This window comes from Pseudarthrobacter sp. LMD1-1-1.1, from assembly GCF_040676255.1.
In the GTDB taxonomy this organism is placed as follows: domain Bacteria; phylum Actinomycetota; class Actinomycetes; order Actinomycetales; family Micrococcaceae; genus Arthrobacter.
Map to the genome: position 1 here is coordinate 62,372 of NZ_JBEGHP010000026.1, position 12,185 is coordinate 74,556.

The window sequence follows — 12,185 nt, forward strand, 5'->3', positions numbered from 1 at the left end:
CCAATTTGCGCCCCCGGCATTCGTGTTAGGGCATACCTGGCCGCTCCACGCCCCTTGGGTTTGTTCGCAAATCTGCAGGGATTGTCCTGCGGATGCCAGTGGCCACCTGCTCCATGCATCGCACCATCAAGGCGACAGCGGGGCTTGGCAACCTGTCCGTCAACGTGGTCACACCAACAGTTTGTCCGATGCCTTTGATGCGGGCATCCACGAGGCGCAACGAGGGGTCGGCGGCTGCGATCGTGTGCGGTTGAAGGGCGAGAAAGTCGGTTTCTGCCAGGATGGCACGAAGTGTCATCGGTGAGGAACAGTCGACCTGCTCCTCGGGCAGGTCGAGCCGCTCGCGGGCGAACGCCCGCTCCAGCTCTCCACGTAGTGCAGTCTGCCCCACGGGCATGACCCAAGGATACTTGCGTAGGTCGGCCAGAGTCGTTGGGCCGAGGTCTAAAACAGGATGTCCAACCCGCGCAACAACCTCGAAAGGCTCATGATAGAGGGCGGCTTGCTGCAGCTCCGGCGCGCCGTGCTGGGCAGTCAGGCGTCCGACGACAACGTCGATTTCACCGGCAACGAGACCGTTGGTCAACCGGTCGGGGGTTGCTTCGTGGACGTAAATGTTCACGTGCGGGCGTTGCTGTTTCAGGAGCGCTATCGCCTTGGGTAACAGCAGGTTTCCGCCAGCCACATATGTGCCGACCGTGACCGACCCCGCAGTCGCATCCGCAAGCTCGGCTATGTGTTGTGTCGCCTGTTTGAGGTGCCCCACGACGGCCCGTGCATGGTCGATAAAGACTTCCGCAAACGGAGTAGGTCGAACGCCACGCGCCCCCCTCTCGAAAAGCGGGGCTCCCAAAGCCTCCTCGACCTCGCGCAGTCCCCTGCTGACCGCCGGCTGGGTGATGTAGAGGTGCCTGGCGGCGCCGACGATGCTGCCCTGTTCGGCGATGGTCAGCACCAGGACGAGGTGGCGAATTTTGAGCGGCCCGTTTAGGAGAGATCTGATGTCCATGACCACGATGATATGCCCATACAGACATAGGAGGTTCGGGAATAAGCATTCGACGGACATGGATTCAGCCAGCAGACTGGGTGATGTAACCCACATCAACAACCCGGGAGAAGCACCGATTATGGCGATTCCTACCCTGCGTAACTTCGTCGGCGGAGCCTTTGTTGACGCGACCGCTGCCACGTTTGAAAAAATCAGCCCGGTGGACGGCAGCGTTGTCGCTCGCGTTGCCGAAGCAGACCGCGGCACTATCGACATGGCAGTGAAGGCAGGCCGCGATGCCCTGCAGGGCCACTGGGGCCGTTCTACGGTCAATGAACGGGCAGCGCTGCTCCGCCGCATCGCCGACCGTATCGAGGCACGCTTTGATGACCTGCTGGCGGCAGAAATCGCGGACACCGGCAAACCGGAGGCGCTGGCCCGGGACCTTGACGTGGCGCGTGCGGCCGCTAATTTCAGGGCATTTGCCGACATTATTGCCGCCGAGGGCCTCGACTCCTTCCTGACGGAACTGCCCGACGGGCGCAGGGCTCTCAATTATGCGCTTCGCCGGCCGCTGGGTGTCGTTGCCGTAGTGGTGCCCTGGAATCTGCCGCTGCTGTTGCTGACATGGAAGGTTGCCCCGGCGATCGCATGCGGGAACGTCGTCATCGTGAAACCATCGGAGGAAACACCATCTTCTGCCACGGTGCTCGCGGAAATCATGGCCGAGGCGGGAGTGCCCGATGGAGTGTTCAATCTGGTCCACGGCTTTGGGCCGAACTCCGCCGGAGAATTTCTCACCACCCATGAGGGTATCGATGGAATCACTTTCACGGGTGAATCCTCGACGGGTTCGACTATCATGCATGCCGCCGCAGCGAACGTACGCCCCGTTTCCTTTGAACTTGGCGGCAAGAACGCTGCACTCGTCTTCGCCGACACCGATGTCGAACGCGCCTTGGACGGGCTCACGCGATCCATTTTCACCAACACCGGCCAGGTGTGCCTTTGCACCGAGCGCGTGTACATTCAGCGCCCTATTTTCGATGAAGTGGTCCAGGGACTGACCGAGCGCGCGAAGGGCTTGACGCTTGGTAAGCCCTTCGATACCCGCACCACGACTGGTCCGCTTATTTCGCTGAACCATCGGCAGAAAGTCCTTTCGTACCTCGAACGGGCACAACAGCAAGGCGGGACCGCAATCGTGGGCGGCGGCATCCCGAACCTTGGTCAGGAGCTCAGCGGCGGCGCCTGGATCCAACCGACGTTGTGGACCGGACTCAGCCACGACGCGCCCGTGATGCGTGAAGAGGTTTTCGGTCCCGTCGCCGGTCTTATCCCCTTTGACGATGAGGAAGAAGCTATACGCCTGGCCAACGATACAAAGTACGGACTCGCCGCCTCCGTCTGGACCAGTGATCTGGACCGTGGTCACCGCGTTGCCGGACGCATGAATACTGGCATTACGTGGGTCAACACGTGGTTCCTGCGTGACCTTCGCTCCCCTTTCGGCGGCGCCGGGCTGTCCGGCATCGGCCGCGAGGGCGGCACTCACTCCCTGCATTTCTACACCGAGCCCACAAACGTGTGCGTGAACCTCAGCGAGGCCTGATCCGAATGACCACTACACAGTCAACCACCCACGGCGCCACGGCGATCGCCCGGCTGCTCGAACAAGCTGAGCGGGAGGGCAACGCCATCGCCCAATTTGGTGACATGCTCTCTCTTGAGCAGGCCTACAAGGTACAGTCCGAACTGCTCGCGCTTCGCTTAGCCCGAGGAGAAAGCCTTGCCGGTGCCAAGCTCGGTTTCACCAGCGAGGCCAAAATGGCGCAAATGGGCGTGCACGAGGTTATCGTCGGATTCCTGACAGCCGACATGCACGTTGACGGAGGCGCCGCTCTCGCACTGGAAGGGCTCGTTCACCCGCGCATCGAACCCGAGGTCGCCTTCCGGTTCGGGCAGGCCATACCGGCAGGGGCGTCGGAAGAGCAGATCATTGCGAGCGTGGACGCGGTCGCTCCGGCACTTGAAATCATCGATTCCCGCTATCGGGACTTCTCCTTCAGCCTCGCCGATGTCGTCGCGGATAATACGTCTGCAAGCCGCTACGTGCTCGGGGAATGGACTGAATTCACAGACGACCTTGCCGGCCGCGCCGTAACCCTGCTCGTCGACGGAACAATCACCGAAACAGGAACTACTTCGGCGATCCTGGGCGATCCCATGAATGCGCTTAAAGCATTCGCACGAATGAACTCGCGCTACGGGTCAGGGCTGCCGGCCGGCGCGGTGCTTCTGGCGGGCGCGGCGACCGCCGCAGTCGCTCTGGCGCCAGGGCGCACAATCACGGCGATTGTCGCCGGCATCGGCACCGTCGAACTGGAGACGGCCGGAGCTGCAGCATGAGCGGCGCCAGGCTCATTGAGCACCTCGCAAAGCCCCGGGGACGTTTTCCCCACGTCAAAATGGCCGGGGACTTCATCTACGTGTCCGGAACCAGCAGCAGGCGCCCGGACAACACCTTCGCCGGCGTCGAAGCGGACGAGCTGGGTACAACAAACCTGGACATTCGCGCGCAGACCCGGGCGGTCATCGAAAACATCGGCGAAATCCTGCGCGAGGTCGGAGCCTCCCTCGACGACCTCATCCAAGTCACCGCATTCTTGGTCAACATGAACGACTTCGGCGGCTACAACGAAGTGTACGCACGGTACTTCGACGAAAACGGTCCCGCCCGCACTACCGTCGCAGTCCACCAGCTGCCCCACCCGCACCTTTTGATTGAGATTCAAGCCGTGGCATATAAGCGGCAACACTGACCACCATCGTCACCACAACCGGAGTAACAAGGAGCAAGGCAATGACCGAAAGCAAGAACAAGACAGATGTCCTGCCCGTTTTCAACTTCCAGCAATGGCTGGCCGAGAACGAGGCCTCACTGAAGCCGCCGGTAAACAACAAGGCCATGTGGACCCGGGTAAACGACTTCATCGTCCAGGTCGTCGGGGGTCCGAACCAGCGCACCGACTTCCATGTTGATCCCTACGAGGAATGGTTTTACCAGGTCAAGGGCAACATGCACGTCAACATTGTTACCGATGAGGGCGTGAAGCGAGTCGATATCCGCGAGGGCGAAATGTGGCTGCTCTCGGGGAACATCCCGCACTCGCCCCAGCGCCCGGAGGCCGGTTCGATCGGCATCGTCATCGAAAGGATCCGCGAGGAAGGCACCACCGAGAAATTCCAGTGGTACTGCCTCGAATGCTCAAACCTTATTCATGAGGTCGAACTGCAGGTCCGGGACATTGTTGCTGACTTGCCGCCGGTATTCGAGCAGTTCTATGCCAGCGACGCGGCTGCCCGCACCTGCAGCAACTGCGGCTCCGTTCACCCCGGCCGGGGCTGACCTCCGGGTCGGACAACACACGAGGAAAAGAATACGTGCGCACCGTTAACGCAACCATAGATATTCATACCCACTACGTGCCCAAGGGCTGGCCGGATCTTAAGAGGGAAACCGGCGGCAGTGGCCCCTGGCCCTGGCTGCGCAGCGATTCGGAGCGGGAGGCGATGCTTATGCTTGGCTCCAAAGAGTACCGTCCGCTCCGAGCGGCTGCGTGGGCCGCCGAAGAGCGGCTAGCGGCAATGGATGTTGACGGCGTTGACGTGCAGGTAGTCTCACCCACTCCATTGTTCTTCTCCTACGCCCGTGAAGCCACGGAGGCGATGAAGGTCAGCCGCATCTTCAATGACCTCGCCCTGGAAGTCTGTGATCCCGCGCCTCAACGCCTGATTCCGTTCTGCCAGGTACCGTTGCAGGACGCAGACGCGGCCTGCAGGGAACTCGACCGGTGCCTGGAGAATGGACACGTCGGGGTCGAGATCGGCAACCATGTGGGAGACCGCGACCTCGATGACGAAGGCATCATCACATTCCTTCAGCACTGCGCGGACCGCAATGCAGCCGTTTTTGTGCATCCCTGGGACATGCCCAGCTCGCCCCGCTTGGAGCGTTGGATGGCCCGCTGGTTAGTGGGCATGCCCGGGGAGACACATCTTTCGATTCTCTCGCTCATTTTGGGCGGCGGTTTCGACAGGCTCCCCCCACATTTACGCCTTTGCTTCGCCCACGGCGGCGGGTCCTTTCCATACTGGGTCGGCCGCATGGACAACGCCTGGCACCAGCGGCCCGACCTCATCGCAACATCCGAGTTCCCTCCGTCGCACTACCTGAACCGGTTCAGCGTTGACTCCGCAGTTTTCAACAACGCCTCATTGCGGCTCCTTGTTGACGTAATGGGCAGCGAACGCATCATGCTTGGTTCAGACTTCCCGTACCCCTTGGGCGAACGCCCAGCTGGAAACCTCATCAGGCAAGCGGAATTCCTTACAAAGGAACAACAGCAGCAGATGCTGGGCGGCAACGCCCACCAATTCCTCGGGCTTGATTCCGGAGCCCCCATGCTGGCGGAAAAAAAGGCCGCCAGCTGATATCACATCGGCGCGATCCCCACTGTCGTGGATCCTACCGAAAACCCTTTTCCATCAGGAGACGCTCATGTCACAGCAAGCCCTTGGCGCTACTCGCGCCAAAAGTCCAGGAATCAGCCGGTACGTCATCGCTTCCCTTGTCGGGAACTCCCTGGAATGGTACGACTTCTTCCTCTATGCAACGGCTGCGGCCATCGTATTCGGGAAACTTTTCTTCCCGGCGGGCACCGATCCCCTCGTGGGAACGCTGGGTGCCTTTGTAGGGTTCGCGGTCGGATTCGCGGCGCGCCCCTTGGGGGGTATTCTCTTCGGTCACATTGGTGACCGGGTGAGCCGGAAATCCGCCTTGGTAATGACACTGAGCATCATGGGTATCGCCACCTTCCTCATGGGGTTTCTTCCCACGTACCAGCAGGTAGGAATTTGGGCGCCCATCCTGCTGGTCATCCTGCGGGTTCTCCAAGGGATTGCTGCCGGCGGCGAATGGGGCGGCGGCGTTCTGATCATCAGTGAAAACTCCTCCGATCAGCGCCGGGGACTGTTCTCTGCGTTCAGCCAGGGAGGAGTCACCCTCGGGTTTGTCCTCGCTTCGGCGGCGTTCTATCTGGCCCAACTGCTCCCGAATGACCAGTTCATGGCCTGGGGCTGGCGTCTGCCCTTCCTCCTGAGTGTGGTGCTGTTCGGCGTCGGCATGTACATCAGGTTCCGTATGCCGGAGACGAAAGAATTCGAGCAGGTGAAAAAGACCGGCGAACGAGCATCCGTGCCAGTTTTGGCGGCGCTGCGGACTCATCCCAAGGAAATCCTGGTCGCAATGGGCCTGAGGGTGGCCGAAAACGGGGGTTCTTACCTGTTCCTGTCATTCTCCCTGGTTTACGGCGTGCACGTCGGAGTCGAAACAGGAACGCTGCTCCTGGGTGTGATGCTTTCCATGCTGTTCGCCTTTTGCACTATCGTCTTTTTTGGACACCTGTCGGACAAAATCGGCCGACGGAAGGTTTATGCTTTCGGAGCCTCAGCTCTGGCACTCATGGCATTCCCATTCTTCTGGCTCATCAATTCAAACTCACCCAGCCTGGTCATCCTGGCCTACTTCATCGGTAACGGAATCTGCCATGCAGCAATGATCGGGGCTCAACCGGCATTCTTCCACGAACTGTTCAGCCCCGAAGTCCGCTACTCCGGCATGGCGTTTGCCCACGAGCTTGCCGCAGTATTTGCCGGCGGACTAGCGCCCTTCATTGCCACCGCGCTGCTGCTCACATACGACAGCTCAACGCCCGTAGCCCTGTACGCCATTGGACTGGCCCTGATTACCTTGACGGCGCTGGCCTTCTCCACAAAGTTGGGCCGGCCCGATACCTCGACAAGGGATGAGCAAACGGGCGTCCGTGCGCTCAAAGCACCACAGCACTAGCTCCCGAGCATTCCGGCGGCTTGCCCGGGTCATGTCTTCGGGCAAGCCGCCAAGCTTCAGGCGCACATCCGTCAGTGGCACGAACCCACTTGCAGTTCCTTCCACTGACGGCGGACAACAACACTGGAAGAGAAAAGAAACAGTCATGGCAGTTTCCATCATCGGCGCCGGCGAGTCACCCTATACGCGACATCCTCAAGCGGGAACGACCTCCTCACGCACCATCGCCGACGCAGTCACCCGTGCACTAACAGATGCAGGGCTCACTCCTGGCGACGTCGACGGCTTCGCGGTCTCGAGCTTCACCTTAGACCCGGACCACGCAATAGACCTGGCCTGGAAAATGGGATTTGAGCTGTCCTGGCTTATGCAGGACACCAACGGCGGTGCCAGTGCCGGAAACATGCTCCAGCACGCAGTCCACGCAATTACGGCCGGCGACGCCTCCGTGATCGTGCTCGCAGCGGGAGACCTCATGGACAACACCGCGTTCGCAAAGCTGGTGGCAAGGTACAATAGCGCCACGGAGAATCACCTCACGCCGTTGCCCCTGGCCGGTCCCAACGCTCTGTTTGCCATGTTGACAAGCCGGCAGATGGAAAAGTTTGGCCTGGGGCGTGAGGATTACGGCCGGATAGCAGTGGCCCAGCGCCAGTGGGCAGCAGGCAATCCTGGGGCTGTCTACCGCACGCCGCTGACACTGGACGAATACCTTGGTGCACCCCTGGTCGCCAACCCATTGGGCCGGTTCGACTGTGTTCCACCAGTCACCGGTGCCGACGCGATCGTCATAGTCGCCGATGAGAGAGCAGACGGAAAGCGGAAGGCCAAAGTACTCTCGGTTACCGCGTCATACAACGCCGACAACCAGGTCGGGGACGGACTCCAAACCGGGCTGCGGAAGTGTGCACCACTGGCATGGGAGCGGGCAGGCGTCTCACCGGAAGATATTGACATCATCAGTGTGTACGACGACTACCCGGCAATGGTCGTGGCGCAATTACTGGACATCGGGATCCTCACCGACGGTGCAGACATCGCAGAATTCATTGAGACCCGGATTCTTTCCCGGGATTTGCCGCTCAACACCTCGGGAGGCCAGCTCTCCGCTGGCCAGGCAGGATCGGCAGGGGGCCTGCACGGTCTCGTTGAAGCGGTGCGGCAATTGCGCGGGCAGGCAGGAGACAGACAAGTACATGCAAAGACCGCCGCAGTCAGCGGATACGGCATGGTGCTGTACCGGCACGGCTCCTGCGCAAACATGACGGTGCTGGAGGCCGCCCAATGAGCGCACTCATCCAGACCTGTAGCAATTGCTCGGCATCATATTTCCCGGCCCGGCTCATCTGCCGCCACTGCCATGGGACAGAGTTCGCGGACGACAAGGTCGACGCAGGAGCAGTTGAGACAACCACCCGGCTCTCCAATGGCTATCAAATAGCCACAGTCACCTGCCCAGGTGACGTCTACCTTATAGCCCGCATCATTGGTGGAACTGCCGAAGCCGGCGACCGGATCAGGCTAACCAACGATCCGAGCGACGATGCCGCAGTGGCTGCCTTTGTGCCTCTACACGGAACGGAACTTTAGGAAAACCATGAGAGAGATCGCCAGTACCAATCCAGGACCCGGCGCAATGACAGTGCCCGGTATGTTGCTCAGAAGGGCTGAGGAAGCACCCACCACACCCCTCCTGCGCTGCGGGTCCATCCGCCGCGACGGGCAACAGATGGTTCAAGCCGTTGCTCGCGCTGGCGACGTCCTGCTCGAGCACGGAATTCGCGCAGGCGATCACGTTGCTTTGATGTCGGCCAACCGGATCGAACTGCTTGACTTCATCCTTGGCTGTGCCTGGATTGGGGCTGTTGCCGTGCCAATCAATACCGCGGCCCGCGGAGAGCAGCTCCATCACATTCTCTCCAACTCCAAGTCATCCCTCCTCATCACCGAGATCCCCTTGTTGGAGCATGTAAATCGCCTACCCCAGCTTCCGGAGCTGCGACAAATATGGGTCGTCGAGGAGTCCGACGGGCCTGTCGAAACCGGCTATCCGGTTTCTGCGCTGCCGACCTCGGTTACGGAAGCGGAACCCGCTCACGTTGCTCCCGGCGACACAGCAGCAATCCTCTACACCTCCGGCACGACCGGCATATCAAAGGGAGTCCAGTGCCCTCACGGCCAGTTCTACTGGTGGGGTACAAATGTAAGCCAGCAGCTTGAAATCACAGCTGAAGACGTCCTCTACACCTGCTTACCGCTCTTCCACACCAATGCCCTCAACGCATTCTTTCAGGCGCTCGTCAGCGGAGCCGAATATGTGCTTGGACCGCGCTTCTCCGCCTCACGGTTCTGGTCGGACGCCCAGGAAGCGGGAGCAACGTTCACCTATCTGCTCGGGGCCATGGTCAGTATCCTTGCCAGTAAACCGCCTGCTCCCGGGGATCGAACTCACGCCATTACCGCTGCTTTGGCCCCTGCAACCCCTGCTGGCTTGCTGAATGATTTCCGGGACCGTTTCGGAGTGACGCTGATAGACGGCTACGGCGCCACGGAAACGAATTCGATCGTGGCTGCAAGCAGGTCTGAACAACGCCCTGGCTACATGGGCAAAATCCAGCCCGGTTTCACCGCCCGCGTAGTGGATGAACACGGCCTGGAAGTACCGCCGGGTGAACCCGGCGAACTGTTGCTGCGCAGCGACCAGCCTCATGCATTCGCAACCGGCTACTATCAGATGCCCGAAGCTACCGTCCTGGCATGGAAGGACCTATGGTTCCACACCGGCGATCGCGTCGTGATAGAGCCCGACGGATGGCTGCGCTTTGTCGACAGGATCAAGGATGTTATCCGACGCAGGGGCGAGAACATCTCCTCCGCTGAGGTCGAACAAGTCCTGCTGGAACACCCCGCCATCAGCGAGGTAGCCGTCTATGCCGTGGACTCTGAACTCGGAGAAGACGAGGTTATGGCCGCCATTGTTCCCAAAGGCCCCGTAGATTTCAACGAAATCACAGAATTCTGTGAACCGCGGCTCGCGAAGTACGCGATCCCCCGCTTCATGCTGGTCCGCGATGCTCTGCCGCGCACCGAAAACGGAAAAGTACGCAAGTCCGTCCTGCGGGAGGAAGGTAAGGAAGCCGCTCAGTGGGACAGGGAACTGGAAAAGACCCACAAACAGACGCCAGTACTCAGCGCTCCTGCACTCAAATAAGAACGCAAAACCTACCGGGCACCTGTCGGGCGTGCTTCGAGCCAGACACACGTACGGGACGTGGACGCGCTGGCAAGCCAACAACTTTCAAAGGACCACCGGTTCTTGGGCGTTTCTTTCAAAGCTTGCTGCTCCTAAACCAAGCACAGGTCTTCATCCAAAAAGCCAACGCCCGTCTTTCCCCAACCAGTCCTAAACAACGACAGACAAGCTGCCGGGTTACCCTGCTTCGCCGCCAACGTACAGGGAGGTGACCGGCAGGATATGAACACAGATGGGAGCAAGAAATGCAGACTACTCACACCCCTTCCCGTGAGGCAATCCTGAATGGGTTCGCCGAGGAACTCATGACTGCCGGCTCAACGCGCGTACCCGTGGCGCCGCTGCGGGACCGGGTCACGGCCATGACGATTCAGGACGCATATGAGGTCCAGGAAGCCCAGCTGCGACGGCACCTCAGTACCGGCCGGATACTAGCTGGCAGGAAGGTTGGTTTGACCTCTCTGGCCATGCAGGCCCAGCTCGGCGTCGATGCCCCAGACTTTGGGTTCTTCTTTGAAGACATGGTTCACCACGAAGGCGCGCGGATCCCCACGGATGGCTTCATCGCCCCGAAGGTTGAGCCCGAGTTCGGATTCCTGCTCAAGAATTCGCTGCAGGGCCCGGGCGTAACCTACCAGCAAGCCGCAGACGCGATCGGGGCGGTCTATCCCGCGATCGAGATCATCGATTCCCGGATTGCGGACTGGGACATCCGTTTGGTGGACACAGTGGCGGACAACGCCTCCTGCGGAGCCATCGCCGTGGGGCAAAGCCCATTGGATGTCCCTCTAGACCGGCTGACCGAGGTCGAATGCGTACTGCGCATCGATAACCACCCGGCCGAGACCGGCACTGGTAAAGCCGTAATGGGCGATCCAATCGAAGCTTTGGTTTGGCTGGCAAACGTCCTCGGAGAACAAGGAGTCGCCTTGGCAGCCGGCCAGCTCGTCCTTCCGGGATCCTTCACGAAGGCTCTTCCGGTCGTGGCGGACAGCAGTGCAACAGCTGATTTCGGGGACCTCGGGTCCCTGACCATCCACTTTATCTAGCCCGGCGGCACGTGCAGCCGAAAACAATCAAAGGAACCCACATGGCTAAGAAGACTGCCGCGATCGTCGGCTCCGGCAACATCGGCACCGACTTGATGTTCAAGATCATGCGCCGCTCGAAGAACCTTGAGGTCAAGTACATGATCGGCGTGGATCCGGCCTCGGACGGGCTGGCCCGCGCGGCCCGGCTCGGCGTCACCACCTCGGCGGAGGGCGTTGACTGGCTCCTGGCCCAGGATGAACTGCCCGACTTCGTCTTTGAATGCACCTCGGCCAAAGCCCATGAAGCTAACGCCCCGAAGTACAAGGCCGCGGGGATCCATGCAATCGACCTGACTCCTGCCGCGGTTGGTCCTTACCTGTGCCCGGTGGTGAACCTGGACGCCCCCCAGGATGTCCTGAACGTCAACATGATCACCTGCGCCGGGCAGGCCACTACGCCGATTGTCGCCGCGATTTCCTCGGTGGTGCCAGTGGACTACGCCGAGATCGTCGCCTCCATCGCCTCCAAGTCGGCCGGTCCGGGAACCCGAGCCAACGTTGACGAGTTCACCGAAACCACCGCCAAAGCACTGGAAGAAGTGGGCGGGGCAAAGCAGGGCAAGGCCATCATCATCATCAACCCGGTGGAACCGCCCATGATCATGCGCAACACCATTTACGCCGCGATCCCCGCCCAGGCGGCCGAACCCGGCAACCTGCAGGACAAGATCCGTGCCGCGATCGACGAAGCAGTGGCCAGGATCCAAGACTATGTTCCCGGATACTCGCTGCGAGTGGAGCCCCAGTTCGACGCCGCCCGCGACGACTGGAACGGCAACGGCCGCGTCGGCGTCTGGGTCCAGGTCAAGGGCGCCGCGGACTACCTGCCCGAGTACGCCGGCAACCTGGACATCATCACCGCCGCCGCCACCCGGACAGCAGACCTGCTGGCCGAACGCATGGACGCCGCCGTCCCTTCAACATTCGTAGGAGCATAAC

The 12,185-nt window shown here is 60.8% G+C and carries 12 protein-coding genes; 11 read left to right on the forward strand and 1 reads right to left on the reverse strand.

Features of this window, described 5'->3' with window-relative positions; translation table 11 throughout:
* Positions 1 to 25 precede the first annotated feature (25 nt).
* On the reverse strand, positions 26 to 1,009 hold the full coding sequence (locus MRBLMD1_RS20465) for a LysR substrate-binding domain-containing protein (RefSeq protein ID WP_364403095.1): 984 nt from the start codon (positions 1,007 to 1,009) through the stop codon (positions 26 to 28).
* A 58-nt stretch (positions 1,010 to 1,067) separates the two neighbouring features.
* On the opposite strand from MRBLMD1_RS20465, the gene MRBLMD1_RS20470 reads away from it, so the two are divergent.
* The 11 genes from MRBLMD1_RS20470 (at position 1,068) to MRBLMD1_RS20520 (ending at position 12,184) form a co-directional block, all read left to right on the forward strand.
* Positions 1,068 to 2,603 carry a 2-hydroxymuconic semialdehyde dehydrogenase gene (locus tag MRBLMD1_RS20470; protein ID WP_364403098.1) on the forward strand — a complete coding sequence of 512 codons (1,536 nt, stop codon included), beginning with the start codon at positions 1,068 to 1,070 and terminating at the stop codon, positions 2,601 to 2,603.
* Positions 2,604 to 2,608: 5 nt separating this feature from the next.
* The gene (locus MRBLMD1_RS20475) at positions 2,609 to 3,400 is read left to right on the forward strand and encodes a 2-keto-4-pentenoate hydratase (protein ID WP_364403101.1); all 792 of its coding nucleotides are present in this window, start codon (positions 2,609 to 2,611) and stop codon (positions 3,398 to 3,400) included.
* A complete protein-coding gene (locus MRBLMD1_RS20480) occupies positions 3,397 to 3,813 on the forward strand; it encodes a RidA family protein (protein WP_364403104.1) in 417 nt (138 codons plus the stop codon). The genes MRBLMD1_RS20475 and MRBLMD1_RS20480 overlap by 4 nt, the downstream gene beginning before the upstream one ends.
* Positions 3,814 to 3,854: 41 nt before the next feature.
* Positions 3,855 to 4,400, forward strand: a complete 546-nt coding sequence (locus tag MRBLMD1_RS20485) for a 3-hydroxyanthranilate 3,4-dioxygenase (RefSeq protein WP_364403107.1) — start codon at positions 3,855 to 3,857, stop codon at positions 4,398 to 4,400.
* Positions 4,401 to 4,435: 35 nt separating this feature from the next.
* A complete protein-coding gene (locus MRBLMD1_RS20490) occupies positions 4,436 to 5,485 on the forward strand; it encodes an amidohydrolase family protein (protein WP_364403110.1) in 1,050 nt (349 codons plus the stop codon).
* A 67-nt stretch (positions 5,486 to 5,552) separates the two neighbouring features.
* The gene (locus tag MRBLMD1_RS20495; protein ID WP_364403113.1) at positions 5,553 to 6,902 is read left to right on the forward strand and encodes an MFS transporter; all 1,350 of its coding nucleotides are present in this window, start codon (positions 5,553 to 5,555) and stop codon (positions 6,900 to 6,902) included.
* Positions 6,903 to 7,047: 145 nt separating this feature from the next.
* Positions 7,048 to 8,190 (forward strand): thiolase family protein, encoded by a 1,143-nt coding sequence (locus tag MRBLMD1_RS20500; protein WP_364403116.1) that lies wholly within the window; start codon positions 7,048 to 7,050, stop codon positions 8,188 to 8,190.
* The gene (locus MRBLMD1_RS20505) at positions 8,187 to 8,492 is read left to right on the forward strand and encodes a zinc ribbon domain-containing protein (RefSeq protein WP_364403119.1); all 306 of its coding nucleotides are present in this window, start codon (positions 8,187 to 8,189) and stop codon (positions 8,490 to 8,492) included. Before MRBLMD1_RS20500 ends, MRBLMD1_RS20505 begins: the two co-directional genes overlap by 4 nt.
* Positions 8,493 to 8,499: 7 nt before the next feature.
* Positions 8,500 to 10,113 (forward strand): ATP-dependent acyl-CoA ligase, encoded by a 1,614-nt coding sequence (locus MRBLMD1_RS20510; protein ID WP_364403122.1) that lies wholly within the window; start codon positions 8,500 to 8,502, stop codon positions 10,111 to 10,113.
* Between the two features lie 287 nt (positions 10,114 to 10,400).
* Positions 10,401 to 11,204, forward strand: a complete 804-nt coding sequence (locus tag MRBLMD1_RS20515; protein WP_364403125.1) for a 2-keto-4-pentenoate hydratase — start codon at positions 10,401 to 10,403, stop codon at positions 11,202 to 11,204.
* A 41-nt stretch (positions 11,205 to 11,245) separates the two neighbouring features.
* Complete coding sequence (locus MRBLMD1_RS20520; RefSeq protein ID WP_364403128.1) at positions 11,246 to 12,184, forward strand: acetaldehyde dehydrogenase (acetylating); 939 nt, start codon at positions 11,246 to 11,248, stop codon at positions 12,182 to 12,184.
* Position 12,185: the final 1 nt, after the last annotated feature.